Raw genomic sequence first — 26,998 nt, forward strand, 5'->3', positions numbered from 1 at the left:
AATGGGCGATGAAGCCCGAAAAACGGACCCGAAAGTCCGAGATGGGAACAAGGCAGCGGTTTGCGCGGTTAACGAGGTTATAAGTACCGCCGGCAGCTATCGCCAACCACCACGCCGCTGTGCAATGGTGTACTCCGCTTGAACGGCTGCCGGGCCAGAAGCGGTCCGGCACGAGACAGCCGGACACCCGCCCGCACGGGCGGCCAGCCGATCCGGTGATGGAGGAAACGTGCCGAGAGCCCCATGGCGCCGGCGTCGTACGACTGACAGTCCGCGCCCCGCAGGGCGTCGCTGGGCGGGCCGGTTGCGCCGCAGCAGCACATTCGCCCGCCAGGTACTGCTGGTTCGGGTGGGTCGCCGGGACGGTGACCAGCTCAACGGCACCGACCTGGTTCTTCCCGAGCACCGCGTCGACCGCCAGCGTCGCCGGTACGGCTTCGACCGTCGCGGCATCACCCTCGACCGCGCCGAGATCGAGGCGGTCGCCCCGGTCAGCCCGGCCCTGGGCCCCACCACATCGGTCGACGACTCGCCGGCGATGGCGATCCCGCTGCTTCCCGGCGCGCGTACCCCCGCCCGGCGGATGAAGTTCGCGCTGGTCAACGCCTGCACCCTGGCCAGCCTGGTGCTCGGCATCAACGCCATCTTCGTCGCCATGAACGGCCAGCCCCGGCTCGCGGCCCTGCTGCTGATCGCCTGTGTCGTCTTCGACGGCCTCGACGGCGCGCTCGCCCGCAAGTTCGGCGTGGCCAGCCCGTTCGGCGCGCAGATGGACTCGCTCGCCGACATGTGCTCCTTCGGCCTGGCCGCCCCGGTGGTGGTCTACGCCTCGCTGGCCGGATCGGCCCCCGCTCCTGCGGCGGCGGTCGCGGCAGCGCTCGTGGCGTCCTGCGCCGCGATCCGGCTCGCCCGGTTCAACGTCTCGCCCAAGGACGGCCGGTTCTTCTGCGGTGTGCCCACCACGATGGCGGCGGCGGTGCTCGCGCTCGGTGTGGCCATCGGGCTGCCGCTGCCGGCGATCGTGCAGATCGGCGGGGTGGCGCTGCTCGCCTTCGCGATGGTCTCCAGCTTCCCGTACGCCAAGCTGGCCCGGCTGGTCAAGCTGCCGCCGTGGCTCTGGCTGGCCCCGGCCGTCGGCGCGCTGGTCGACATCCGGCTCACCTTCGCCCTCGTGGTGGTGGGCTACCTGGTCAGCGGGCCGCTGCTCTGGCTGCACCAGCGCCGCACCGCCTGACCCGTCCGCAGTCACACGACAGGGGCGCCGCGACCGCGGCGCCCCTGTTTTCGTACCGGTGCCGGCTCAGCTCCAGCGGGCGATGACCGAGGAACCGCCGACCACCTTGTCGCCGGGGCCGACCAGCGGTGTGGCGGCGTCGGCCGGCAGGTAGACGTCGGTACGGGAACCGAAACGGATCAGCCCGAACCGCTCCCCCCGGGCCAGCAGCGCCCCCACCGGCGCCCGCTGCACGATCCGACGGGCGATCAACCCGGTCCGCTGCGCCACCACCACCGTGCCGTGTTCGGTGTCCAGCACCGTGTACGCCGCGACGTTGTGCTCCGCGTCCGGCTTCATCGCGTTGACGAAGCCGCCGTCGGCGACGAAGTAGTCGACCACCTTGCCGGCCACCGGCGAACGGTTGACGTGCACGTCGAGCACCGACAGGAAGACCGCGATCCGCAGCCACTCGCCGTCGCCGAACCGCTCGTCGTGCAGCCGTTGCACCGACAGCACCTGACCGTCGGCGGCGGCGACCACCGCGGACGGGTCCTCCGGCACGTCCCGCTGCGGGTCCCTGAAGAACGCGGCCACCGGGGCGGCGGCCAGCGCCGGCACCAGCCACAGCTTCGACTTCGGCCGGGCGACCCGGGCGACGGCGGCCAGGCCGAGCGCGATACCTGCCGCGGCGACCCCGTTCGAGTCGATGTGCATGCTTCGGGTCAGCGGCACGCTCGACGGCCGGTACGCCGGGGCGAGGCGGGCGGCCGACGCGGCACCGGCCGGGGTGAACCGCAGGTGGTGCACCCGTACCGGCGGGGAGTTGCGCACCACCAGGTCGGTCCGGACGCCGTGCAGCACGCCGTACCGGTCCAGCTCGGCGGCGGCCCCTCCGGTACGGAACACCGGCGCGGCGACGCTGAGCACCGCGCCGTCGGTCAGGTACTTGGTGAGGCCGTCGACGGCGTCGCGGGTCTGCTCACCGGTGCCGGTGAACGGCTCGGCGGCGATGACCAGCTCGGCGGCGTCCGCCTCGGCCAGCGAGTCGACCACCCGTACCCGGTCGGCGACCCAGCGGCCCTGGGCCGTCACGTGGTCGCGCAGCGTGGCGGCGTCGGTCGTCGCGGCCGGCACGACGGTCAGCGTGTCGCCCGGCAGCAGCGCGTCGATCGCCGCGGCGAGGACCGTGGCCCCGGGGGCCGCGCCCACCAGCAGGGCGGCCTTCGGGTCGTTGCGGCGGGCGAGTTCGGCGACGAGGGTACGGGCGGCACGCTCGCCGATGCGGACCGGACCGGACGGACCGGAGGGGCGCACGGCGGGGGACTGGGTCATGTCGGGCGGGCTCCTGACGGGGTAGGCGGACGTCGCGGCGGGACCGCCTCGGGTGCCCGACGAGGCGCACCCGGGCCGGTGCCGGGCCGCCTCTCGCGCGCGGCCACCGGCGGGGCTCGGCCGACGGAGGCGGGATCTCCCCGGCCAGCATACGAGCCGGCGGCGGCCGTCCGCACCGGCGCGGTCAGCTCGGCGGCGGTGGTGGGGTGCCGGGTGGCCCGGTGACCGGGTCGTCGGCCGGCCACCGCCGGGTGTCCCCGTCGCCGATCCGGGCCGGCTCGTCCGGTCGACGCTCCACCGTGTCCGGCCGCCCCGGCTCGTCCGCCGGGTCGCCGACCTGCCCGCCCACCGGGTCGACCGGGGCCGGCGTGGGGGTCGCGGCGCTGTCGGCGGCCGGGGACCCGGCGTCGACGGTCCGCGCCGATCGCACCGCGCCGACCAGGCCGAGCAGCCCGATCAGCACCAGCGCGCCGGCCAGGAACCAGCCCACGGCCGGCAGGGCCAACCCGAGGATCTGGGCCAGCAGCCACCACAGGGCAAGGCCGACGAAGAGCAGCCCGAAGACGAACGACACCAGGTCGGTGCGGTGGGCCTTCACCGGGTCACCTCCAGGTTGCCGGCGTTGACCTGGACGGTGAGCCGTAGCGTGCCACCGCCGGTCCCGTCCGGACCCAGGTCGGTGACCTGCCGTGCCTGTCCCTCGAATCCGGCGCTACGTCGCCCGAACACGGTCGCCTCCCCGGCCTTGACGTTGGTCACCACGGTGACGTCCACGTTCGGCGGGACCACGATGGTGGCCTCCCCGAAGTTGACCACCACGGTGAGGTCGGTGTCCTGCTTGTCGAAGTCCACCGCGCGCAGGTCCAGGGTGGTGTCGCCGAAGCTGTTCTCGTAGCGGTCGGCCAGTTCCCGGTAACTGGCCGGTGCCCAGGTGACCGCCCCGTCGACGCCCCTGACCCGGTCGTAGGACTCGGCGACGGTGGCGACGGCGAGAGCGGCGGCGGCGACCAGACCGAGGGCGATCAGCCAGCGGGCCCGGCCGAACCAGGTGCCCACCAGCAGGCCGAGCCCGATCGTGGCGAGCACCGCCGCGAAGTAGCCGGCCGCGCCGATCGGAAAGACGTCCAGCAGGTCCAGGATGGCCACCACGCCGAGGACCAGGAAGATCAGCGAGAAGGTGGCGGCACCCAGGGCCGAGCGTTCCTTCGGCTTCTTCGGCGGCTTGACCCGGGGTGCGGGCGGCGGCGGGCCCGACCCGGCGTACGGGCCGTGCGGGGCGAACGGCGGCCGGTAGCCCGTACCGGGTGGTGGCGGGACGGCCACCGGTGTGCCGGCCGATCGGCCGGGCACCGGTGGGCGCGGCGGCCAGCCCGGCGCTTCCGCCCGGGTCGCGGTGACCTCCATCGGCCGGGCGGGTGGCCAGGGCGGCAGCGCAGCGGTGGGGCCCTGCGCCGGCCAGCCCACCGCGCCGCCCGCCCGGGCGGCCGTCGGGGCACCGGCCGGGAACGGCACGGCGGGTGCGGGCGGGGTGAACGGCGTGGGTGCCGGGTAACCGACCGGGGGCACCGGTCCGGGCGGTCCGGCCGGCGCGGGTGCCGGACCGGCGGTGGCGAAGCCGGACCGGCCGTCCCGGTTGAGCAGCAGCGCGCCGCCGATCAGGATCGCCGCGCCCAGCAGCACCGCCCGGAACGCGTCGGTGACGATGTAGCCGAAGCTGACCGCGACCAGGATGGTCAGCACGATCACGGTGATCGGGGACATGCTCGACCGGCCCCGCCCGAGCATCGACTCCAGCGGGGAGGCGCTGTCGCCCTCGCCCGGGATGATCAACCAGGCGGCCACGTAGACCAGGATGCCGACCCCGCCGAAGAACCCGAGCACGGCGAGCAGCACCCGCCACAGCACCGGGTCGGTGTTGGTGGCCCGGCCGATCGCCGCGCAGACGCCGGCGAGGTAGCGGCCGTCGCGGGGCCGGACCAGGCCGTACCGGGAGGTGAAGCTGGCCCCGCCGGACGGCGGGGGATAGCCACCGGGCGGTGGTGGCGCGTCGTCGCCCCCCGTGGGCGACGCGGGCGCCGTGGGGTCCGGCCCGGCGGCGGGACCGGGCGGCGGCGTACCACCCGGTGTGGCCACCGGAGGGTACGGCGGCAGGGCGGGGTCCTCGGTCATGACTCGATCCTGCGCCGCAGTCGGGCCGGGTCACCTCCGGAACCGACCCTGACCCCACCCTGAGATCCCGGGAGGCGGATGTCGGGGGCGTCCCCGTGGTCGGCGGCGTCCCGGGCGTGTGACGATCGGAGCGGCACCGTACCGCCAGGTGTCCGTCCGCCACCCACCGTGATCAGGGGAGCCTCCCATCAGCGTCGTGACCCCGCCGCCACCCCGCCTCTACCGGGCGCCGGAGCACCGGTTGGCCGCCGGGGTGGCCGCCGGCATCGCCGACCACCTCGGCATCTCGGTGCTGCGGGTCCGGGTCGCGTTCATGGTGCTGCTCGGGCTCAGCGGCCTGGGCCTGCTGCTGTACGCGGCGTTCTGGGCGGTGGTGCCGCTGCGGCCGGGTGACACCGCCGTGCCGCCCCGGCGGGACCCCGGGCAGCTGCTGCCGTTCGTGGCGATCGGCCTCGGTGTGCTGCTGGTCCAGGTGCTGGTCTTCGACTCGGTCGGCGCGGCGGGCACCGCCGGCTGGCTGGTGGCGATCATCGCGGTCGGTGCCGGGGTGATCTGGCACCAGGCCGCGCCGGAGCGTCGTCGGCAGTGGAGCGGTTCGATGCCGGTGCCGTGGCTCGGCGCGGTGGTGGAGGAGACCGACAGGCGGGCACTCGTGCTCCGGTTCGCCGGTGGCGCGGTGCTGGTCGCCGTCGGCATCATCGGCGTGGCGGCGGTCTACTCCCCGGTGCAGAACCTCGACGCGGTGGTCAACGGCGTGATCTTCGCGCTGGTCGGGCTGGTCGGCGTCGGGGTGGTGGCCGCCCCGATGCTGTGGCGCATCTGGAACCAGCTCCGCTCGGAGCGGGAGGGGCGCATCCGTGAGCAGGAGCGGGCCGAGTTGGCCGCCATGGTGCACGACCAGGTGCTGCACACCCTCGCCCTGATCCAGCGCAACGCCAGCGACGTCAAGACGGTGCAGCGACTCGCCCGGGGCCAGGAGCGGTCGTTGCGCAACTGGCTCTACAAACCGACCGCCTCGCCGACCGAGCGGTTCGCGGCGGCGCTGGAGCAGGCCGCCGCCGAGGTGGAGGACACCTTCGCGATCACCGTCGAGGCGGTGGTGGTGGGTGACCGGGGGACCGACGAGCGGGTCGGCGCGCTGGTGGCGGCGGCCCGGGAGGCGCTGGTCAACGCGGCCCGGCACGCCGGGGTGCAGACGGTGTCGCTCTATGCCGAGGTCGAACCGGAGCAGGTGAGCGTCTTCGTCCGGGACCGGGGCAAGGGCTTCGACCCGGATACCGTGGAGGATCACCGGCACGGGGTCCGAGGGTCGATCATCGGGCGGATGAAGCGGCACGGTGGCCGGGCGGAGATCCGTTCCGAGCCCGGAGAGGGGACGGAGGTCCGGTTGATGCTGCCGATCACCGGCACCGGCTCCACGGCGGAAAGGGGCAGCTGAGATGGCGGAACAGCCGATGGATGCGGGGGCGGGCACGGCGGACCGGGCGCACCGGTTGAAGGTCTTCCTGGTCGACGACCACGCCATGTTCCGGGCCGGGGTCCGGGCCGAGCTGGGCGCGCACGTCGAGGTGGTGGGGGAGGCGAGCACGGTGGCCGAGGCGGTCGCCCGGATCGCCGCCACCGGGCCGGACGTGGTGCTGCTCGACGTCCACATGCCCGACGGCGGCGGGCGGGCGGTGCTGGACGCGATGCGCCGCAGCCACCCGCAGGTGAAGTTCCTCGCGCTGAGCGTGTCCGACGCCGCCGAGGACGTGATCGGGCTGATCCGGGCGGGCGCCCGGGGCTACGTGACCAAGACCATCTCCCCGGACGAGCTGACCGACGCGATCCGCCGGGTGGCCGACGGGGACGCCGTGTTCAGCCCCCGGCTGGCCGGATTCGTGCTGGACGCCTTCGCCGCCCGGCCGGACGCCCCGGTCGCCGACCCCGAGCTGGACCAGCTCACCAACCGCGAGCGCGAGGTGTTGCGCCTGCTCGCCCGGGGGTACGCGTACAAGGAGATCGCCAAGGAGCTGTTCATCTCGATCAAGACGGTCGAGACGCACGTGTCGAACGTGCTGCGCAAGCTCCAGATGTCCAACCGGTATGAGTTGTCCCGCTGGGCGGCGGACCGACGACTCGTCTGACACCTCCCATTCCGGGAGCATCATCCCAGGGCTGACAAGAGATCAATTCGTGTCGCATAATGCCCCGTCGCCTTCGCGCGTGCGGGTGGTGTCACGACCCCGCCCGGGGGCGACGCACACCGGCCCGGAGCGGGCCAACCCCTGGGGAGAGGTGCACGGAACTGATGTTCGGAGAACGAGGACGACGCTGGGCGGGTACCGTCACGGCGCTCGTCACCGGTGGCGCGTTGGTGCTCGCCGCAGCCGGTCCGGCCGCCGCCGAGCCGGCGACGAAGGGCGTGGCGCGGGCGGTGCCGGGCACCAGCGTCACCCTGAAGCTGGACGGTCGGGCGCAGAAGACCTCGGCGCTGGCCCTGGAACTGAAGGACGGCACCGTGCCGGTCTTCTGCATCGACTTCCACACCCCGGTGGCCCGCAACGGCGAGTACGCCGAGGGCAGCTGGGACGAGTCGGAGGTGAAGAACCTCGGCCGGGTGCAGTGGGTGCTCACCCACGGCTACCCCAACGCCGACCGGGCGAAGCTGCTCGCCGCGGCCGGTGCCACCCTGCCCGCCGGGCTGCCCGACTCCCGGCGCGACACGCTGCTCTACTTCGGCACCCAGACGGCCGTCTGGCAGTTCAGCGACGGCATCACCCTGGGTGACTGGGAGCGGGGGCTGACCGTCGCCGCCGAGTACGACGTGATCCGCCGGGTGCACGACTACCTGGTGCGCAACGCCACCGACCAGCCGGAGCCGAAGGCCGAGCTGAGCCTCGATCCGGCCTCGGCCAGCGCGACCACCGGCGGGCGGGCCGGGCCGTTCACCGTGCACGGACCGGCCGGGGAGATCGCCCTCAAGGTCGAGGGCGGCAGCGCCGTCGACGCCGAGGGGCGTCCCGTCGCCGCGACCACCAACGGTGGCCGGTTCTGGCTGACCGCCACCGCCGCCGGCCGGGTCACGGTGACCGTCTCCGCCCCGGACTCGGTCTCCTTCGGGCGGGTCTTCCTCTTCTCCGGCGGCAAGAACGCCAAGCAGAAGCTGATCCTGGGTGGCAGCACCGGCACCTCGGTCACCGCCGACGCGGCGGCGACCTTCGCCGCCGCCCCGGCCTCGCCGTCGCCGTCGGCCTCGCCGTCCGGGTCGCCGTCGCCGTCGCCCTCCCCGTCGTCCTCGGCGGCGTCCCCGTCGCCGTCGACCCCGGCGGATTCCTCGTCGCCGCCGGCCAGCCCGGCTCCGTCGACCTCGCCGGCCAGCAACGGCGGCGGCCTGCCGCTGACCGGGTCGCCGATCGCCCTGGCCGCCCTGGCCGGGATGGCGCTGCTCGCGTTCGGCGCGGTGGCGGTGCTGCTGGTCCGCCGCCGCCGGATCCGCTTCACCGTCTGAGGTACGGACACCCCGGCCCCGGCACCCCGATGGTGCCGGGGCCGGCCCGTTTCCGTCGGGGGTGCTCCGGCGCGTTTCCGTCGGGTCGGGGGGTGTTCCGGTCCGGCGACGCCGTCCGGGTGGTCACGCGGTCCGGAGGGACCGGTGCGGACCTGCGCCGGTGTCGTCGGCCGGCCGGCCGGGACTTGTCTCCGCGCGGCGGAAGTTGCCATCATCCGGATGGTCGAAATCGGGCAACTCTCGGTGGACGTCCAACCGTCGTGACGGGACGGCGGGAAAGCTCACACTTGCTACCCGTCGGTCACTACCTGCTGCAGCAGACTTGCTGTCTTTCCTGCTCAGAGCGGTACGACCAGGGCATCTCATGATCTTTTCTCAAGTATCGGCAACATGGCGGGCAACTAACGGCTTGATAACGGCACCTTCACGTAATGGGCCGGTGGGTGTCACAGTGGCAGCACCTCACCCCTGACGTGAGGCACCCGTGTGTCCCGACCGACCACGTCACCGCTGCCCATGGCACGGATCGTGGTCGTCGAGCCTGCCCGGGGGCCGAGTGCGGGAGTGTGGTGGCCCGGCGGATCGGTACCCCTGGGGTGTCCCGATTTCTCTGCGGTAACCGGTGATCTGTAACACATGATCGCCGTGCGGTGTCACCCCCCAACGTGCGTGAAACCCACGACGGAACCAGGTTAGAAAGAGGAGGCCCCTCGGAATGAGAGTCTCGAAGCGGGCGAGCGGCGCCATCGCGATGGGTGCGGCGTTCGCGCTCATCGCGTCCGGCTGCTCCAGCGGTAGCGACGACGAAGGCAGCAGCGGCGCCAGCAGCTCGGACGGTGCCATCGTCATCGACGGCACCGAGCCGGAGAACCCCCTGGTTCCGGCGAACACCACCGAGACCGGTGGCGGCAAGATCATCGACTGGCTCTGGACCGGTCTGGTCGAGTACCCCAACAACGGTGGTGCGCCGCAGAACGCGCTGGCCGAGTCGATCGAGACCAGCGACTCCAAGGTCTACAAGATCAAGATCAAGCAGAACACGAAGTTCCACGACGGCACCGTCGTCAAGGCCAAGAACTTCGTGGACGCCTGGAACTGGGGCGCGTACTCGCCGAACGGCGCGCAGAACGCCAGCTTCTTCGCCGACATCGCCGGCTTCGCCGACGTCAACACCTCCGACCCGGACGGCGACGGCCCGAAGAAGGCCCCCGAGCCCAAGGCCAAGGAGATGTCCGGCCTCAAGGTCGTCGACGACTGGAACTTCGAGGTCACGCTCGCCGCGCCGACCGCCGTGTTCCCGACCAAGCTCGGCTACAGCACCTTCATGCCGCTGCCGGACGCCTTCTTCTCGCAGGGCGCCGAGACCTTCGGCAAGAAGCCGATCGGTAACGGCCCGGTCAGCTTCGTCTCGTGGGAGAACAACGTCGCGATCAAGCTGACGCGGTTCGACGACTACAACCTGCGCGACAAGATGAAGATCAAGGACGTCACCGTCAAGATCTACCAGGACGACACGGCGGCCTACAACGACCTGGTCTCCAACAACCTGGACTTCCAGCAGCAGGTGCCGGTCTCCTCGCTGGCCGGCGACAAGTGGAAGGCCGACCTGGGCGACCGGGCGATCCCGTCGACCACGCCGTCGACCGGCATCATCGCCTTCCCGATCTACGACAAGCGCTTCCAGAACCCGAAGCTGCGCAAGGCGATCTCGCTGTCGATCAACCGGCAGGAGATCACCGACAAGATCTTCTTCGGTAACCGCAAGCCGGCCGACAGCTGGGCCAACCCGCTGACCCCGGGTGCCAAGCCGGGCAACTGCACCGCGTGCTCCTTCGACGCGGCCCAGGCCAAGACCCTGCTGACCGAGGCCGGTGGCTTCACCGGGCAGCTGAAGATGTACTACAACGCCGACGCCAGCCACAAGGACTGGATGGAGGCCGTCGCCCAGCAGATCAAGACCAACCTGGGTATCGACGCGGTCGCCGTCGGTGTGCCGACCTTCGCGGTCTTCCGGCAGAACATCAACGCCCACAAGATGGACGGCGCCTACCGTGCCGGCTGGCAGCAGGACTACCCGGACGTGGAGAACTGGATCAACCCGCTCTACGTGACCGGTGGTTCCTCGAACGACGGTCTCTACAGCAACCCCGAGGTGGACGCCCTGGCCAAGCAGGCCAGCTCCGCCCCGAGCCTGGAGGCCTCGCACGAGCTGTTCGCCAAGGCGGTCGAGAAGGTCGACCAGGACGTTCCGTCGATGCCGATCTACTTCGGTGGCCAGCAGTCCGGTCACTCCGAGAAGATCAAGAAGATGGAGCTGACCAACGTCGGCGAGCTCGACATCACCTCCGTCGAGCTCTGATCCGAACGGTCTGACCCCGGGTCGGGCTCGCCTACCGGTGAGCCCGACCCGGGGCCGTTCCGCGAGTGGGTGCACCCCACCCCCTCGCCACGTTGTCGCCACCCGTGTCGGCCGCACCCCCGCCCCCGGCACACCCCTTGTCAGGAGGACCACCCCATGGGCCGTTATCTGGTGAGACGGCTGCTCCAACTCGTCCCGGTGTTCATCGGGACGACGCTGATGATCTACCTGCTGGTGTGGAAGGTCCCCGGGGACCCGTTCGCCGGCAAGTGCGGTGACCGTGGCTGCCCGGACAACTACCGGGCCATGATGACCGAGAAGTTCCAGCTGGATCAGCCCTGGTTCGTGCAGTACGCCACCTACATGAAGAACCTCCTGCAAGGCGACTTCGGGACCACCTGGTCGGGGCGCGACGTCGGCGAGATCATCGCCACCGCGTACCCGAACACCCTCAAGCTGGCCCTGGTGGCCCTGATCATCGAGGGTGTCATCGGCCTCACCGCAGGTGTGCTCACCGGCCTGCGCCGCAACGGCTTCCTGGACAACCTGGTCCTGGTCTCCACGCTCTTCCTGATCGCGCTGCCGGTCTTCGTGGTCGGCTTCGTGCTCCAGTGGTTCTTCGGCGTGAAGCTCGGCATCGTCAAGCCGACCGTCTCCAACGAGATGCGGATCACCGAACTGCTCCTACCGGGCTTCGTGCTGGGCAGCGCGTCGATGGCGTACATCGCCCGGGTGTCGCGCACCAGCATCGCGGAGAACCGCCGGGCCGACTACGTGCGTACCGCGATCGCCAAGGGGCTCCCGATGCGCCGGGTGGTCGGCATCCACCTGCTGCGCAACTCGCTGATCCCGGTGGTGACCCTGCTCGGCACCGACCTCGGCGCCCTGATGGGCGGCGCGATCATCACCGAGGGCATCTTCGGCATCAACGGCATCGGCCGCACCGTGCTGCGGGCGATCGTCACCAAGGAGAGCGCTACCGTTGTCTCCATCGTGGTCGTGCTGGTGCTCGTCTACCTGGTGATGAATCTGCTGGTGGACCTGCTCTACGCCGCATTGGACCCGAGGATCCGCTATGAGTGAGCGCAGCAGCGAACGAACCGTCATTGCAGTGTGCGCGGGCAACCAGGCCGGCGCCGAGCGCAGCGAGGTGCAGGCATGAGCGACCCGAGTGCCGCTTCGATCGTGAGCACGCCCCGTCCCGAGCAGTTGACTGAGGCAAGCTCCCCGGCCACCGCCGGCCCCGGCGGCAAGCAGGAGAAGCCGCGTAGCCTGCTCGGCGACGCCTGGCTCGACCTGCGTCGCAAGCCGCTGTTCTGGATCTCCGCCGTCTTCATCGTGCTCTTCGTGGTGATGTCGACCTTCCCGTCGCTGTTCACCTCCGGCAACCCGACCGACGGCGTGCTGGCCCGCAGCCGGGTCGAGCCGTCGTCGGACGCCTGGTTCGGTTACGACGTGCAGGGCCGTGACGTCTACGCCCGGGTCATCTACGGCGCCAACGCCTCGATCGTGGTCTCGCTGCTCTCCACGATCGGCACCCTGCTGATCGGCGGGACGGTCGGCATCATCGCGGGCTACAAGGGTGGCTGGATCGACGGCCTGCTCTCCCGGATCACCGACATCTTCTTCGGTCTGCCGTTCGTGCTCGGTGCGATCGTCATCCTCACCACGTTCAACGGCGCCGGCTCCGACAACGGCGAGTGGGAGATCAAGCTCCTGGTGATCGGCTCGCTGGTGCTGCTGAGCTGGCCGGTGGTGATGCGGCTGATGCGTTCCTCGGTGCTCGCCACCAAGGAGGCCGACTACATCGTGGCGGCCCGGGCGATGGGTGCCAGCACCGGTCGGATCATCTTCAAGCACCTGCTGCCGAACTGCCTGGCACCGCTGCTGGTCTACGGGACGATCATGATCGGCTCCTTCATCGGCGCCGAGGCCACCCTGTCCTTCCTGGGCATCGGCCTGCAGAGCCCGGTGGTCTCCTGGGGCATCATGATCAATGAAGCGCAGAACTACCTCCGGGTCTCGCCCTTCCTGCTCTTCTTCCCCTCCGCGTTCCTCGTCACCGCCGTGCTGAGCTTCGTCATGCTCGGCGAGGCGGTCCGCGAGGCCCTCGACCCGAAGCTCCGATAGGGGAGACTGAGTTGTCCGACATTCTCGTGTCCGAGCAGTCCGCGCCCGGCGCCGACGGATCCGGCCGCCCCTCCGGTCGGCTGCTCGAGGTCGACGGCCTGCGGGTGGAGTTCCGCACCCGGGACGGCGTCGCCAAGGTCATCAACGGGGTCACGTACCACGTCGACGCGGGGGAGACCCTCGCCGTGCTCGGCGAGTCCGGCTCCGGTAAGAGCGTCACCGCGCAGACCATCATGGGCATCCTGGACATGCCCCCCGGCTTCGTCACCGGCGGCGAGGTCCGCTTCCACGGCAAGGACATGCTCACCATGTCCGCCGAGGAGCGCCGCCGCATCCGTGGCGAGGGCATCGCGATGATCTTCCAGGACTCGCTCTCCGCCCTGAACCCGGTCTTCACCGTCGGGTTCCAGATCGCCGAGCAGTTCCGGGTCCGGCGCGGGATGAGCCGCTCGGACGCCAAGAAGCGTGCGATCGAGATGCTCGACCAGGTCAAGATCCCGAACGCCAAGGGCCGCTTCAGCAACTTCCCGCACCAGTTCTCCGGCGGCATGCGGCAGCGCGCGATGATCGCGATGTCGCTGGCGCTCGACCCCGAGGTGCTGATCGCCGACGAGCCGACCACCGCGCTGGACGTGACCGTGCAGGCCCAGATCATGGACCTGCTCGGCGAACTCCAGCGGGAACGCCGGATGGGCATGATCCTGATCACCCACGACCTCGGCGTGGTCGCCGACGTCGCGGACCGGATCGCGGTCATGTACGCCGGCCGGATCGTCGAGGAAGCCGACGTCTACGACCTGTACGCCAAGCCGGCGCACCCGTACACCCTCGGCCTGCTCAACTCGATCCCCCGGCTGGACGAGAAGGGGCAGCAGCTCCGCACCATCAAGGGCCTCCCGCCGAACCTGATGAACATCCCGCCGGGCTGCCCGTTCAACCCGCGCTGCCCGATGGCGCAGCCGGTGTGCCGGGAGACCGTCCCCCCGCTGTTGCAGATCGGCACCGGTCGGGCCAGCGCCTGCCACTTCGCCGAGGAACTGGTGAACCGTGACTGAGAACATCATCGAAGTCCGCGACCTGGTCAAGCACTACCCGGTCACCCGGGGCATCGTGTTCAAGAAGACCATCGGCCAGGTCAAGGCCGTCGACGGCGTCTCGTTCGACCTCAAGGCCGGCGAGACGCTGGGCGTGGTCGGTGAGTCGGGCTGCGGCAAGTCGACGCTGAGCCGGGTGCTGATGAACCTGGAGAAGCCGACCGCCGGCACGGTGCACTACAAGGGCCAGGACATCGCCAAGCTCTCCGGTGGCGCGCTGCGGCGGCTGCGCCGGCAGATCCAGCTGGTCATGCAGGACCCGTACACCTCACTGAACCCGCGGATGACCGTCGGCGACCTGATCGGCGAGCCGTTCGAGATCCACCCGGAGGTCGCGCCGCGCGGCAGCCGCCGGGACAAGGTCAAGGAACTGCTCGACCTGGTCGGCCTCAACCCGGAGCACATCAACAGGTACCCGCACCAGTTCTCCGGCGGCCAGCGGCAGCGCATCGGCATCGCCCGCGCGCTCGCCCTGCGCCCCGAGGTGATCGTCTGCGACGAGCCGGTCTCCGCCCTGGACGTCTCGATCCAGGCCCAGGTGATGAACCTGCTGGAGAAGCTCCAGAACGAGCTGGGCCTGTCGTACGTGTTCATCGCGCACGACCTGTCGGTGGTCCGGCACCTGTCGGACCGGGTCGCGGTGATGTACCTCGGCAAGATCGTCGAGATCGGCACCGAGGACGAGATCTACGAGCGGCCGACCCACCCGTACACCCAGGCGCTGCTGTCGGCGGTGCCGGTGCCGGACCCGACGCTGCGGGAGAACAAGGCGATCATCCGGCTCACCGGTGACGTGCCCTCGCCGATCAGCCCGCCGTCGGGCTGCCGGTTCCGCACCCGGTGCTGGAAGGCGCAGGACGTCTGCGCCGAGCAGCCGCCGCTGCTGGAGATCCGCCCCGGCTCGGACCACCCGAGCGCCTGCCACTTCGCCGAGAAGCGGGAGATCGTCGCCACGCACGAGGCGTGACACCACCCGGACCGCCTGCCACCGTCCACCCGACGGCGGCAGGCGGTCCGTCGTTCCACCACGGTCCCCGGGACGCCCTCACCGCGGCCCGCGTCCACCGCAGTGCCGCTACCGCACCCCGTGTCCGCCGGGTCGCCGTTTACAGCGGCCCGCGCCCGGCCCGCAGCAGCAGCAACGCCAACTGGGTGCCGTCGGCCCCCAGCTCGCTGCGGAAACGCTCCAGGATCTCCCGCTCCCGGGAGAGCACCAGCCGGGTGCCCCCGGAAGCCATCCGGGTCACCCCGACCTCCTGGGACAGCGCCGCCCGCTCCTGCCAGAGCGCGATCAGCGTACGGTCGATCTCGTCGATCCGTTCCCTGATCGCCACGATCCGTTCGGCCGCCACCGTGTCGCCGGTGCCGGTCCGGGCGGCAGCGGCACCGGTCGGGTCCGCCTCCGTGGGCTCGGCCCCGGCCGGATCGTCGTGCCGCGCGGGGCCACCGCTGGACTCCACCACGTCAGTCATCATCGTCGTACCCCTCGGGTCTCGGGCCCGGTGTTCGGATCCCGGGACGAAAAAAGCCCCGGGCTCTCCGAGCCCGGGGCTTTCGTAGGTCTGTCGATCAGGCGCGACCCACGGCTGCCGGACTCCCGGTGCCGTAGTAAAAAAAGAACTGCCGCTCGATCACGTCGTCGAGTATGCCGACCGGTGGCCGGTGCGCGCAAGCACCCGGACGGCTGAGAGAAGGGCCCCTCGTCGCCGCGCGCCCGCGCCGACGAGGGGCCCTTCCCGCCGGTCAGCCCAGCCGGGTGATGCGGTCCGCCGCCGTGGGGGCGACCGGCGTGCCGGCACCCAGGTACGCCACCAGAGCGTCCACGTCGAAGCCGGGGGCGGTGGTCCGGCCGGTGCCGCCCGCCAGCTCGGTGAACCCGTCCCCGCCGTTGGCGAGGAAGTCGTTCGTGGTGACCCGGAAGCTGGCCGCCGGGTCGACCGGGGTGCCGTTCAGGGCCAGCGCGCTGACCCGCGAGCCGGCCGGCGCGGTGCTGTCGTAGGAGTAGGTCAGCCCGGCCGAGGGCTGGAGGATGCGCTGGGTGGTCTGCCCCTTGAAGCCGACGAACTGCTGCTCCAGTACGTCCTTGAGCTGCGCGCCGGTGAACGTCTGGGTGACCACCAGGTTGTTGAACGGCTGCACGGTGAACGCCTCGCCGTAGGTGACCTCGCCCGGCGCCTCGCCACCGGTCGACGCCCCGTACGCCAGGGAGGCCCGCACGCCACCCGGGTTCATCAGCGCGAGCTGCGCCCCGTCGCCCCTGGTGTACGCCAGCTGCGCGTCGGCGATCACGTCACCCAGCGGGCTCTCCCCGTTGGGCCGGGCATCCCGGACGATGTCGGCGCTGATCTTCCCGACCACCCGGTTGGCGATCGGGGCGACCGCGGTGCGGTACTTGTCGGCCAGCGTCTTCGCGCCCGCGTCGACCAGCGCCGGGTTCTTGGCGAACACCCCGCCGGTCTGCTGCCAGGTCCCGTCGGCGTTGCGCACGCCGTTCTCCACGATCACGTTCTTCGCGGTGATGCCGGTGAACCGGCCGGTACGCCGGTCCAGCGAGTAGTCGATGTCGGTGACCAGCTGACCGTTGTTGCCGGCGCTGGTGACCACGCTCGGCTTGCCCGAGGAGTTCGGCAGCGAGCAGGAGTAGAAGCGGTGGGTGTGTCCGGAGACCACCACGCCGAACTCCGGCCGCAGGCCCTTGACGATGTCGACGATCGGGCCGGAGAAGTTGGCGCAGTCGGAGACGCCCGGGGTGGCCGGCGGCGCGGACTGCGCGCCACCCTCGTGCACCAGCAGCACCATCGCCTTGACGCCGAACAGCTTGAGCAGGCCGCCCCACTTGTTGGCGGTCTGCACCTCGTCGGTGAAGGTGACGTCCTTGATCCCGGCCGGGTTGACGATGCCCGGGGTGCCCTCCAGGGTGACCCCGACGAAGCCGACCGGCACGCCGCCGACGAACTTCACGTCGATCGGGGGCAGGATCGGCAGCTTGGTCTTCTTGTTGATGGTGTTGGCGGCCAGGTAGGTGAACTTCGCGCCGGCGAAGCCGTCGCCGTCCTGGCAGCCGTCGACCGGGTGGCAGCCGCCCTTGTCGATCCGGAGCAGCTCCTTGACGCCCTCGTCGAACTCGTGGTTGCCGACCGAGCTGACGTCGAGGCCGACCTGGTTCATCAGCTCGATCGTGGGCTCGTCGTGGAAGGCGGCGCTGACCAGCGGGGTGGCCCCGATCAGGTCGCCGGCGCCGACGGTGGTGGTGACCCGGCCCTCGGCCTTCGCCTCGGCCCGCAGCTTCTTCAGCCAGGTGGCGAGGTATTCCACCCCGCCGGCCGGGGTGCCGTTGACGGTGGCGCCGCTGCCGCCGGGCGGGTCGATCGCGCCGTGGAAGTCGTTGTAGCTGAGGAACTGGCCCTTGACCTCGCCACCCGTCGCGGTGGCGTACGAGACGGCGACCGGGGCGAGGCCGGCACCGGGGGCGGCGTCGGCCGGCGGCGTGGTGGCGCGGCCGGTGATGGGCAGGCTGGCCACGACGGCCAGGGCGAGGGCCGGTGCGGCGAGGTGACGCAGCACGGCCCGACCGCGCGAGCGCGGGTGACTCATATTTGTTCTCCCAAGTCGTCTACGGGGGAGCAGGCGGGGATTTCCCGGGTCATCGTCGCGCCTCGGGGCGGAAGATGCCAGTGGGGCCACCGTGACAGGTTCGTCTCAGTCCGGCCGGTCGGCGGCCGGGGCGTGCGCCCGGTGGCGGGGCACGATCCGTGCCGGGCGTGCGCGGGCGGGAAGTGTCCGGCCGACGGCATAGACTCGCCGTGCGATGCATCCTCTCTTCGACATCCCCGCGTCCCCGCCCGCGCCCGAGCCCGAGTCGGTTCCGCCGCGCCGGCCCGGCCCCGCCCGTCGCCTCGATCCGCAGGACCTGGTGGAGGGCCTGAACGGTCCCCAACGGGACGCGGTCGTCCACGCCGGCTCACCGCTGCTGATCGTGGCCGGGGCCGGCTCCGGCAAGACCCGGGTGCTCACCCACCGGATCGCCTACCTGCTCGCCGCGCGGGACGTCCACCCCGGCGAGATCATCGCGATCACCTTCACCAACAAGGCCGCCGGGGAGATGAAGGAGCGGGTGACCCACCTGGTCGGTCCGCGCGCCCGGCTGATGTGGGTGTCGACGTTCCACTCCGCCTGCGTGCGCATCCTGCGCGCCGAGCACGAGCACGCCGGCCTGAAGTCGACCTTCTCCATCTACGACGCCGACGACTCCCGCCGGCTGATGCAGTTGGTCGCCCGGGAACTGGATCTCGACCCGAAGCGCTACCCGGCCCGGGGGCTGGCTGCCCAGGTGTCCAACCTGAAGAACGAGCTGACCGACCCGGAGGAGTTCGCCGGCCGGGCCACGGGCCCCAACGAGCGGGCGCTGGCCGAGGCGTACACGCTCTACCAGCGGCGGCTGCGGGAGGCGCACGCGCTGGACTTCGACGACCTGATCATGACGACGGTGCACCTGCTCCAGGCGCATCCGCACGTCGCGGAGAGCTACCGCCGCCGATTCCGGCACGTCCTGGTCGACGAGTACCAGGACACCAACCACGCGCAGTACACCCTGATCAAGGAGCTGGTCGCCGGCACCGAGGGGCTCGCCCCGGCCGAGCTGTGCGTGGTCGGCGACGCCGACCAGTCGATCTACGCGTTCCGGGGCGCGACTATCCGCAACATCCTGGAGTTCGAGCGGGACTTCACCGACGCCCGCACCATCCTGCTGGAGCAGAACTACCGCTCCACCCAGACCATCCTCAACGCGGCCAACGCGGTGATCGACCGGAACACCTCCCGCAAGCCCAAGCGGCTGTGGAGCGACGCCGGGGCGGGCGAGCAGATCGTCGGCTACGTCGCCGACACCGAGCACGCCGAGGCCGACTGGGTGGGCCGGGAGGTCGACCGGCTGGTCGACGCGGGGGAGACCCGCCCCGGCGACATCGCCGTCTTCTACCGCACCAACGCCCAGTCCCGGGTCTTCGAGGAGGTGTTCATCCGGGTCGGCCTGCCCTACAAGGTGGTCGGCGGGGTGCGCTTCTACGAGCGCAAGGAGGTCCGCGACGCGCTGGCCTACCTGCGCGCGGTGGTCAACGACGACGACACGGTCAGCCTCCGCCGGGTGCTGAACACCCCGCGCCGGGGCATCGGCGACCGGGCCGAGGCGTGCGTCGAGGCGCTGTCCAGCCGGGAGCGGATCTCCTTCGGCGCGGCGCTGCGCCGGGCCCGGGAGGCGCCGGGCATCTCCACCCGGGCCGCCAACTCCATCGCCGAGTTCGTCGCCCTGCTCGACGGGGCCCGCGAGCTGGCCGAGGAGGGCACCCCGGAGGAGGTGCTGGAGGCGCTGCTGACCCGCTCGGGCTACCTGACCGAGCTGGAGGAGAGCGTCGACCCGCAGGACGCCGGCCGGGTCGACAACCTCCAGGAACTGGTGAGCGTCGCCCGGGAGTACACCGAGCGGATCGAGGCGCTGGGCGCCGACGACGAGCGGGCCACCCTGGCCGGTTTCCTGGAGCAGGTGGCGCTGGTCGCCGACGCCGACCAGATCCCTTCCGACGACCCCGACCACCAGGGCGTGGTCACCCTGATGACCCTGCACACCGCCAAGGGCCTGGAGTTCCCGGTGGTGTTCCTGACCGGCCTGGAGGACGGCGTCTTCCCCCACCTGCGGTCGCTGGGCGACACCCGGGAACTGGAGGAGGAGCGGCGGCTGGCGTACGTGGGCATCACCCGGGCCCGGCAGCGGCTCTACCTGTCCCGGGCGGTCACCCGTTCGGCCTGGGGACAGCCGTCGTACAACCCGCCGTCGCGTTTCCTGGAGGAGTTGCCGCCGGAGCTGGTGCGCTGGGAGCGCACCGAGGGGACGTACACCTCGTGGGCCGGTGGGGGCGGCGGCGTCGGCGGGCGCGCGGACCGCGCGCCCGGCGGGCGGAGCGGCTTCACCGGGGGCACTCCGAGAGCGGCGGAGCTGGCGAAACGGCTCGGGGTGGACGCCAGTCGGCTGGCCACCGCCAGCGAGCTGCCGCAGGGGCCGAAGGTGTCGGCCGGCGACCGGGTCAACCACCAGCGCTACGGCCTGGGGCGGGTGCTCGCGGTCGAGGGGCACGGGCCGAGCGCCCGCGCACAGATCGACTTCGGCGACCAGACCATGTGGCTGGTGCTGCGGCACGCCCCGCTCGACAAGCTCTGAGCCGACACCGACGGGCCCGGTCCGGCGTGCTGCCGGCCGGGCCCGTCGGTGGTACGGCTCAGCAGGCCACGTCGATGCCCCGGGCGCGCAGGAACGGCGCCGGGTCGATCTGGTTCCACATCTGCCCCTGGTGCACCTCGAAGTGCAGGTGCGGGCCGGTGGAGTCGCCGGTGGAGCCCTCGTAGCCGATCACCTCGCCGACGCCGACCCGGTCTCCGACGGCGACCTTCACGCTGCTCTGGTGGGCGTAGTGGGTCAGGTAGCCGTTGCCATGGTCGATGAAGACCGAGATGCCGTAGCCGTCGCCGACGTCGCCGGCCTTGACGACCGTGCCGGCGGCGGCGGCGCGGATCGGGGTGCCGGCCGGCAGGGCGAAGTCGATGCCGGCGTGCAGGGTGCCCCAGCGCTCCCCGTAGCAGGAGGTGATCTGCGCGCCGGCCATCGGGATCACCCAGGACGGCTTCGGCTTCGGCGCGGTCGTCTTCCGCGCGGTGACCTTGGGCTTCGCGGCGACCTTCGGCTTCACGGCGGCCTTTCGGGTGGCCGTGGCCGTCGGGGTGGGACTGGCGCTGGTGGGGCTCGGCACGGCGGTGGGGCTGGCCGGGGCGGCCGACTCGCGGGTAGACCGGTCGGCGCGGGCGGCGGCCTCGGCCCGCTCCCGGGCGTCGAGTGCGACGGCCGCCGGTTCGGGGGTGTCGTCCCGGTCCAGGGCGGTGACCGTGGCGACCCCGGCCAGGCCGAGGCCGACCAGCGCGGCGAGGCCGAGGGTCAGGGTGCGTACGCCCCGCGGGTGACGCCTGCGGTGCCGGACCACGGCGGCCGAGATCCGGGCTCCGGGGCCGGTGCGGGTGGGGTTCCCGGCGCGGGTGGTGCCGTCGTCCGGGCGGTTGTTGTCTTCCAGCACGGTGGACCTTCAACTACTCAGGGGGTTTCGGACCCGGACCATCCTGGGTGTCGAAGCGCGCCTGGCCGGGTAGGGGTACCGACGGGTAGCCCGGATCGTCCGGCGGCCTGACCGGCTATGTCCCGTCGGGGTGTCGTCTGACCTGTTGCCTCCACCGGCCCGACCGTGGGCTCGGTCACACTGCGGAGTGTGACGCAGCAGACTTGGCCGCACGAAAAACCGCCCGGATCCGTAGATCCGGGCGGTGAGCAGGCGTTACCGAGCGTCAGGAAGCGGCTGCTTCGGTGTAGTACGCCTCGACTTGCAGCTTGATGTCCACTCCGCGTTCCTGCAGCCACGGCACCGGGTCGAGGGGCTGGCCCTTGACATGGACCTCCAGGTGCAGGTGCGCGCCGTAGGAGTGGCCGGTGTTGCCGACCAGTCCGAGCTGGTCGCCCGCCTTCACCTGCTGGCCCTCGTGCACGCTCACCGCCGAGGAGTGGCCGTAGATGGCCTCGCTGCCGTCGGCGTGCTGCACGATCACCGCGTAGCCGTAGCCGCCGAACCAGCCGGCCTTGGTGACCGTGCCGGAGTGGATGGCCACGTAGGGGGTGCCCTCCGGCGCGACCAGGTCGATGCCGGTGTGCAGCTTGCCCCAGCGCATGCCGTACGGGGAGTTGAAGTCGTAGCCCTGCATGGGCAGCAGCCACGGGTCCTGCTCACTGACGCCCGGCTGGCTGTCCCGGGCGTCGCTGCGGGTGGCCCGGTCGGCGGCGTCGGCACGGGCGGCGGCGTCCTGGCTGGTGATCGAGGCCTGCCGCAGCTCGTCGAGGACCGACGGGCTGACGCTTTTGGCGTCCGGCATCGCCCCCGCGCCGAGCGCGACGATCCCGGCGCCGACGAAAGCGGTGGTCACGACCGCCGCGTAGCGGCTCCGCGGGGGGGTGGGCACGCGGCGACGGCCGCGATATCTATCGGGCTCAGACGACAGGCGCTGGCGCACGCACACCCTCCGTTGTCGGGGATCCGATGCAACCTCCGACCGATCGGCGCAGCCGCCCCGACGATCGTTGATCGCGTCATCACCCGTCCGTGGACCTGATGACAACCGTGGACACGTTAGCCCTCCGCCGCTCCGGTCACAAGCGTGCCCCCCGGATCGGCGATTCGTTCTGTCCCTTTCCGTCCATCATTGTCATAGCTCCACGCGCCGGACGGCTGTCCCCCTTCCTGCCCGTTCGTCGCGCACAGTGACCGATCGGCGGAGGCGTCCGGCTTCCCCGGGGCGGGCCGGGACGGTAGGGGTCCGGCCCGGGTTCTCCACCCCCGGTGGGCCGGGTTACCGTTCGTTCAGCTGGTAGCCGCGGAGCCGTGAAGGGTGTGCGCTGATGAACTCTCGTATCCGGGTAGTCGTCGCGAAGCCGGGCCTCGACGGCCACGACCGGGGTGCCAAGGTGGTGGCGCGTGCCCTGCGTGACGCGGGTATGGAGGTCATCTACACCGGCCTGCACCAGACCCCGGAGCAGATCGTCGAGACCGCCATCCAGGAGGACGCCGACGCGGTCGGCCTGTCGGTGCTCTCCGGTGCGCACATGACGCTCTTCCGCCGGGTGCTGGAGTTGCTCGCCGAGCGGGACGCGCGGGACGTCGTCGTCTTCGGCGGCGGCATCATCCCGGACGCCGACATCCCCGAGTTGATGGAGATCGGCGTCAGGAAGATCTTCACGCCGGGGGCGACCACCCAGTCGATCGTCGAGTGGGTCCGCGCCAACGTGGCCCAGCCGGTCGCCTGACGACCTGCGGGTGCGCCGCACCCGTCCGTACACCGACGGTGGTGGACCCGTTCCGGGCCGCCGCCGTCGCGTCGTACGGTGAGGCGGTGGCCGGGAGGGGCGGGTTGCCGAATCCGGGCAGGGTGAAGGGCCGGACGCACCCCTCACACGCCCGGCCCTTCTATGCACGATGCCCCGCCGCCACCCCTCGACCGACAGGGCATCGGCCGCTCCCGTCTTCGCGCTGATCAGCGCTCCGACATCAGACTCAACGACGCCCGTACGGTGGGGTTACGCCTTGCGTGGGACAACCTGTGGACCAATTTGTGCCACCGGCGAGTCGTCGGCGGCGCGCTGTGCATTACCGCACACCGCGCACCCGCTCGGTTGCCGCCGGTGCCCACCTCGCTAGGCTGCGGCCAATGGCCTGTTTCAACTGATGACAGGCGTCAACGGAGTTTCCACAACGCTGGCGGCGGCGCGACGGCGCGCCGCGGAGACGGGACGGGACGCGCAATCGTGGACCTGTACGAGTACCAGGGGCGGGACCTGTTCGAGCGGCACGGCTTGCCCGTGCTCGCCGGCGGCGTCGCCACGACCCCGGAGGAGGCCCGCGCGATCGCCGAACGCCTCGGCGGCCGGGTGGTCGTCAAGGCGCAGGTGAAGGTCGGCGGCCGAGGCAAGGCCGGCGGCGTCAAGCTGGCCGAGGGCGCCGACGAGACGGTGGCCAGGGCCACCGACATCCTCGGCATGGACATCAAGGGCCACACCGTCCACAAGGTCATGATCACGGTGACCGCGGACGTGGCCGAGGAGTACTACTTCTCCTACCTGCTCGACCGGGCGAACCGCACCTTCCTCTGCATCGCCAGCGTGGCCGGCGGCATGGACATCGAGCAGGTCGCGGCCGAGACCCCCGACAAGGTGGTCAAGGCCCCGATCGACGCGGTCGAGGGTGTGGACGAGGCGAAGGCCCGGGAGATCGTCGACGCGGCCGGGTTCCCGGCCGAGGTCGCCGACCAGGTCGTCGCGGTCGCGGTCGGGCTGTGGAAGGCCCTCGTCGCCGAGGACGCCACCCTGGTCGAGGTGAACCCGCTGGCCAAGACGGGCGACGGCACGCTGCTGCTGCTCGACGCCAAGATCACTTTGGACGAGAACGCCGGCTTCCGGCACCCGGACCACGAGGCCCTGGTCGACCAGGCCGCCGTGGACCCGCTGGAGCAGGCCGCCAAGGAGAAGGACCTCAACTACGTCAAGCTCGACGGCGAGGTCGGCATCATCGGCAACGGCGCGGGCCTGGTCATGTCCACCCTCGACGTGGTGGCCTACGCGGGCGAGCGGCACGGCAACGTCAAGCCGGCCAACTTCCTCGACATCGGCGGCGGCGCGAGCGCCGCGGTGATGGCCAACGGCCTGGAGATCGTGCTCTCCGACCCGTCGGTGCGCAGCGTCTTCGTCAACGTCTTCGGCGGCATCACCGCCTGCGACGAGGTCGCCAACGGCATCATCCAGGCGCTGGCCCTGCTGGAGGAGCGTGGCGAGAAGGTCACCAAGCCGCTCGTGGTCCGGCTCGACGGCAACAACGCGGAGGCCGGTCGGGCGATCCTCGACGGCGCCGGCAACCCGCTCGTGCAGCGGGTCGACACCATGGACGGCGCGGCCGAGCGGGCCGCCGAGCTGGCAGCTGCGGGGGTCTGACGATGGCGATCTGGCTGACCAAGGAGTCCAAGGTCATCGTGCAGGGGATGACCGGATCCGAGGGTTCCAAGCACACCCGGCGGATGCTCGCCGCCGGCACCTCGGTCGTCGGCGGGGTGAACCCGCGCAAGGCCGGCACCACCGTCGACTTCGACGGCACCGAGCTGCCGGTGTTCGCCTCCGTGGCGGACGCGATGCGGGAGACCGGGGCGGACGTCACGGTGATCTTCGTACCGCCGCAGTTCACCAAGGGGGCGGTGGTCGAGGCGATCGACGCCGGCATCCCGCTCGCCGTGGTGATCACCGAGGGCGTGCCGGTGCACGACACCGCCTCGTTCTGGGCGTACAACGTGGCCAAGGGTGAGCAGACCCGGATCATCGGGCCGAACTGCCCCGGCATCGCCTCGCCGGGCGCGTCCAACGCCGGGATCATCCCGGCCGACATCACCGGCTCCGGCCGGATCGGCCTGGTCAGCAAGAGCGGCACGCTGACCTACCAGATGATGTACGAGCTGCGCGACATCGGCTTCTCCACCTGCGTCGGCATCGGCGGTGACCCGATCATCGGGACCACCCACATCGACGCGCTCGCCGCGTTCGAGGCCGACCCGGAGACCGACGCCATCGTGATGATCGGCGAGATCGGTGGCGACGCCGAGGAGCGGGCCGCCGAGTTCATCAAGGACAACGTCACCAAGCCGGTGGTCGGTTACATCGCCGGCTTCACCGCGCCCCCCGGCAAGACCATGGGGCACGCGGGCGCGATCATCTCCGGCTCGGCGGGCACCGCCGAGGCCAAGCAGCAGGCCCTGGAGGCGGTCGGCGTCAAGGTCGGCAAGACCCCGACCGAGACCGCCAAGCTGATGCGGGAGCTGATGTCCGGCCGCTGAGCCGTGCACCGCACCACCCGAGCGAGCGACGCAGGGGGTCGACCGGAGACGGTCGGCCCCCTCAGTTGTTCCAGAGCGGGTAGTTCCCGCTGGCCCGCCAGATCGCGGTGCCGATGATGTTGATCACGCCGAACGCGATCGCCAGGTAGCCGAGGACCGGCGACTGGCCGTACCGCTTGGCGTCGCGGATCGACAGGTAACCGAAGATGATGCCCAGGATTCCGCAGCAGATCAGGCCGAGGACGATGCCGAGCACCCCCCAGAGCGTGGTGCGGTCCCGCCCGGCCGCGGCCGGTGGCGGTGGGTACGGAGCGTTCACGGCTTCCTCCGGGCGATCGGTGCCACGACTTCGGTCGCGTCCCTGCGCCGAGGCTAGACCGGATCGGGGCCCCACGGCGGTGGATCACGGAACTCGCCGGCCCCGGGCGGCCCCGACGGGCAGCCACCACCGGCGCGGCATGCCAGAGTAGAGCCGATGTCCTCGACCACCCCTGATCAGCCCCGCCGGCCCAGCGGTGCCCGCACCGGCGGCCGGCCGCCAGGCCGTGCCGGCGGCGCCCGGGTACCCGCACCCCGCCGGCCGGAGCAGTCCGGGCGCTCCCGGGCGCCGCTGCCCGTCGCCGCCGGGGTGGCCGCGGCCGGCGCCGCCGTCACCTCGTACCTGCCGGTGGCGGTGGTGCTCGGGCTGGCCCAGTTCAGCGAGGACGCCGGCTCGCTGGTCGGTGCGCTGCGCGCCGGGCTCGCCGGCTGGCTGCTCGGTCACGGGGTGCCGCTGGAGACCACCGCCGGCCGGCTCGGCCTCGTCCCGCTGACGCTCTGCGCCTTCGCCTTCTGGCGGCTGACCCGGGCCGGGGTGCACGCCAGCCGCGCGGTCGGCGCGCGCGACGGCCGGTCACCCCGGCGGGCGGCCACCGTCGCCCTCGCGGTCGGCCTCGGATACGCCGTGTTCGGCGTCCTGGCCGCGCTGCTCGTCGACAGCAGCGGCCTGCGGGTGTCCCCGGTCCGGTCCGGGCTGACCCTGCTGCTCTTCGGCACGCTGGCCGCGCTGGTCGGGGCGGCCCGCACCACCGGGGTCACCCGCCTGGTCGCCGACCGTGCCGCACCGGTGCTGCGGGACGGGGTCCGCACCGGCCTGGTCGCCGCCCTGCTGCTGCTCGCCGCCGGGGCGAGCGCGGCGGGCCTTGCGGTGGCGACCGGCGGCGGAGACGCCGCCGACCTGATCGGGGCCTACCGGACCGGGGTCGCCGGGCAGGCCGGCATCACCCTGGTCAGCCTCGCCTACGCGCCGAACGCCACCGTCTGGTCGACGGCCTACCTGCTCGGCCCCGGGTTCGCCGTCGGCACCGGCACGGCGGTCCGGCTCAGCGAGGTCTCCGTCGGGTCGCTGCCGGCCGTACCGCTGCTCGCCGGGCTGCCCAGCGGCCCGGTCGACGGGCTCGGCGCGGCGCTGCTGGCGGTGCCGGTGCTGGCCGGCATGACGGCGGGCTGGCTGCTCGCTCGCCGGCTGCTCCGCCCGGACGCCGACGAGTGGACCCCGCCGGCCTGGCCGGCGCTGCTCGGCCCGGCCGCGCTCGCCGGTCCGGTGGTCGGCCTGGTCGTCGGGCTCGCCGCGGCGGCCTCCGGCGGCCCGCTCGGCGGCGGCCGGCTGGCCGTGATCGGCCCGGTGCCGTGGCAGGTGGCGGCGGTGGCGACCGCGGTGGTCACCGTCGGCGCGCTGCTCGGGGCCGCCGCCGCCAAGGTGCTCGACCGGCCGT

At 71.9% G+C, this 26,998-nt stretch carries 20 protein-coding genes and 2 pseudogenes; 14 read left to right on the forward strand and 8 right to left on the reverse strand.

The genetic code is table 11. From position 1 onward, the window contains the following. The first annotated feature begins 304 nt into the window (after positions 1-304). Entirely contained in the window at positions 305-1,234 is a 930-nt protein-coding gene (locus ACWCHM_RS00595) for a CDP-alcohol phosphatidyltransferase family protein (protein WP_281902851.1), read from the forward strand. Between the two features lie 66 nt (positions 1,235-1,300). On the opposite strand, the gene ACWCHM_RS00600 is transcribed toward ACWCHM_RS00595, so the two are convergent. The 3 genes and pseudogenes from ACWCHM_RS00600 to ACWCHM_RS00610 all read right to left on the reverse strand — a co-directional run bounded on the left by ACWCHM_RS00600 (position 1,301) and on the right by ACWCHM_RS00610 (position 4,717). Continuing rightward, positions 1,301-2,548 carry a phosphatidylserine decarboxylase gene (locus tag ACWCHM_RS00600; protein WP_281902853.1) on the reverse strand — a complete coding sequence of 416 codons (1,248 nt, stop codon included), beginning with the start codon at positions 2,546-2,548 and terminating at the stop codon, positions 1,301-1,303. A gap of 411 nt (positions 2,549-2,959) precedes the next feature. Then, a pseudogene (locus tag ACWCHM_RS00605) lies at positions 2,960-3,146 on the reverse strand (hypothetical protein); the annotation flags it as partial. After that, the gene (locus tag ACWCHM_RS00610; protein ID WP_454221244.1) at positions 3,143-4,717 is read right to left on the reverse strand and encodes a PspC domain-containing protein; all 1,575 of its coding nucleotides are present in this window, start codon (positions 4,715-4,717) and stop codon (positions 3,143-3,145) included. The pseudogene ACWCHM_RS00605 and the gene ACWCHM_RS00610, both read right to left, overlap by 4 nt. A 196-nt stretch (positions 4,718-4,913) precedes the next feature. Between ACWCHM_RS00610 and ACWCHM_RS00615 the strand changes: the two genes are divergently transcribed. From ACWCHM_RS00615 to ACWCHM_RS00650, 8 genes are all read left to right on the forward strand, one after another. After that, the gene (locus tag ACWCHM_RS00615) at positions 4,914-6,155 is read left to right on the forward strand and encodes an ATP-binding protein (protein WP_281902857.1); all 1,242 of its coding nucleotides are present in this window, start codon (positions 4,914-4,916) and stop codon (positions 6,153-6,155) included. Position 6,156: 1 nt separating this feature from the next. Beyond that, positions 6,157-6,843 carry a response regulator gene (locus tag ACWCHM_RS00620; RefSeq protein WP_421490084.1) on the forward strand — a complete coding sequence of 229 codons (687 nt, stop codon included), beginning with the start codon at positions 6,157-6,159 and terminating at the stop codon, positions 6,841-6,843. Between the two features lie 164 nt (positions 6,844-7,007). Further along, positions 7,008-8,207: a thioester domain-containing protein gene (locus ACWCHM_RS00625; protein ID WP_239484973.1), complete on the forward strand. Its 1,200-nt coding sequence runs from the start codon at positions 7,008-7,010 to the stop codon at positions 8,205-8,207. Between the two features lie 715 nt (positions 8,208-8,922). Continuing rightward, entirely contained in the window at positions 8,923-10,566 is a 1,644-nt protein-coding gene (locus ACWCHM_RS00630) for a peptide ABC transporter substrate-binding protein (protein WP_204957768.1), read from the forward strand. Positions 10,567-10,722: 156 nt separating this feature from the next. Beyond that, positions 10,723-11,649, forward strand: a complete 927-nt coding sequence (locus ACWCHM_RS00635) for an ABC transporter permease (protein ID WP_204957769.1) — start codon at positions 10,723-10,725, stop codon at positions 11,647-11,649. Between the two features lie 75 nt (positions 11,650-11,724). Next, positions 11,725-12,696 carry an ABC transporter permease gene (locus ACWCHM_RS00640; RefSeq protein WP_204957770.1) on the forward strand — a complete coding sequence of 324 codons (972 nt, stop codon included), beginning with the start codon at positions 11,725-11,727 and terminating at the stop codon, positions 12,694-12,696. Between the two features lie 26 nt (positions 12,697-12,722). Beyond that, positions 12,723-13,751 carry an ABC transporter ATP-binding protein gene (locus ACWCHM_RS00645; protein WP_421490520.1) on the forward strand — a complete coding sequence of 343 codons (1,029 nt, stop codon included), beginning with the start codon at positions 12,723-12,725 and terminating at the stop codon, positions 13,749-13,751. Further along, entirely contained in the window at positions 13,744-14,757 is a 1,014-nt protein-coding gene (locus ACWCHM_RS00650; RefSeq protein ID WP_204957771.1) for an ABC transporter ATP-binding protein, read from the forward strand. Before ACWCHM_RS00645 ends, ACWCHM_RS00650 begins: the two co-directional genes overlap by 8 nt. 139 nt (positions 14,758-14,896) lie before the next feature. On the opposite strand, the gene ACWCHM_RS00655 is transcribed toward ACWCHM_RS00650, so the two are convergent. Beyond that, the gene (locus ACWCHM_RS00655; RefSeq protein WP_204957772.1) at positions 14,897-15,265 is read right to left on the reverse strand and encodes a chorismate mutase; all 369 of its coding nucleotides are present in this window, start codon (positions 15,263-15,265) and stop codon (positions 14,897-14,899) included. A 268-nt stretch (positions 15,266-15,533) separates the two neighbouring features. Further along, positions 15,534-17,384, reverse strand: coding sequence for a bifunctional metallophosphatase/5'-nucleotidase (locus ACWCHM_RS00660; RefSeq protein ID WP_454221245.1), 1,851 nt, complete (start codon positions 17,382-17,384; stop codon positions 15,534-15,536). A 214-nt stretch (positions 17,385-17,598) separates the two neighbouring features. On the opposite strand from ACWCHM_RS00660, the gene pcrA reads away from it, so the two are divergent. Next, positions 17,599-20,001: a DNA helicase PcrA gene (gene pcrA / locus ACWCHM_RS00665; RefSeq protein WP_454221246.1), complete on the forward strand. Its 2,403-nt coding sequence runs from the start codon at positions 17,599-17,601 to the stop codon at positions 19,999-20,001. Between the two features lie 58 nt (positions 20,002-20,059). Here the strand turns inward: pcrA and ACWCHM_RS00670 are convergent, their stop codons facing one another. Beyond that, entirely contained in the window at positions 20,060-20,827 is a 768-nt protein-coding gene (locus ACWCHM_RS00670) for a M23 family metallopeptidase (protein WP_454222990.1), read from the reverse strand. 343 nt (positions 20,828-21,170) lie between these two features. Then, positions 21,171-21,887 carry a M23 family metallopeptidase gene (locus tag ACWCHM_RS00675; protein ID WP_145921671.1) on the reverse strand — a complete coding sequence of 239 codons (717 nt, stop codon included), beginning with the start codon at positions 21,885-21,887 and terminating at the stop codon, positions 21,171-21,173. 385 nt (positions 21,888-22,272) lie between these two features. Here ACWCHM_RS00675 and ACWCHM_RS00680 point away from each other — a divergent pair, with 385 nt between their 5' ends. The 3 genes from ACWCHM_RS00680 (at position 22,273) to sucD (ending at position 25,244) form a co-directional block, all read left to right on the forward strand. Beyond that, positions 22,273-22,677 (forward strand): cobalamin B12-binding domain-containing protein, encoded by a 405-nt coding sequence (locus tag ACWCHM_RS00680; protein ID WP_454221247.1) that lies wholly within the window; start codon positions 22,273-22,275, stop codon positions 22,675-22,677. A 498-nt stretch (positions 22,678-23,175) separates the two neighbouring features. Further along, the gene (gene sucC / locus ACWCHM_RS00685; RefSeq protein ID WP_454221248.1) at positions 23,176-24,354 is read left to right on the forward strand and encodes an ADP-forming succinate--CoA ligase subunit beta; all 1,179 of its coding nucleotides are present in this window, start codon (positions 23,176-23,178) and stop codon (positions 24,352-24,354) included. Between the two features lie 2 nt (positions 24,355-24,356). Further along, the gene (gene sucD, locus ACWCHM_RS00690; RefSeq protein ID WP_454221249.1) at positions 24,357-25,244 is read left to right on the forward strand and encodes a succinate--CoA ligase subunit alpha; all 888 of its coding nucleotides are present in this window, start codon (positions 24,357-24,359) and stop codon (positions 25,242-25,244) included. A 61-nt stretch (positions 25,245-25,305) separates the two neighbouring features. Here the strand turns inward: sucD and ACWCHM_RS00695 are convergent, their stop codons facing one another. After that, positions 25,306-25,563, reverse strand: a complete 258-nt coding sequence (locus ACWCHM_RS00695; RefSeq protein WP_281894526.1) for a hypothetical protein — start codon at positions 25,561-25,563, stop codon at positions 25,306-25,308. Between the two features lie 156 nt (positions 25,564-25,719). On the opposite strand from ACWCHM_RS00695, the pseudogene ACWCHM_RS00700 reads away from it, so the two are divergent. Next, a pseudogene (locus tag ACWCHM_RS00700) lies at positions 25,720-26,994 on the forward strand (cell division protein PerM); the annotation flags it as partial. Between the last annotated feature and the right edge of the window lie 4 nt (positions 26,995-26,998).

The organism is Micromonospora sp. SCSIO 07396 (assembly GCF_053667945.1).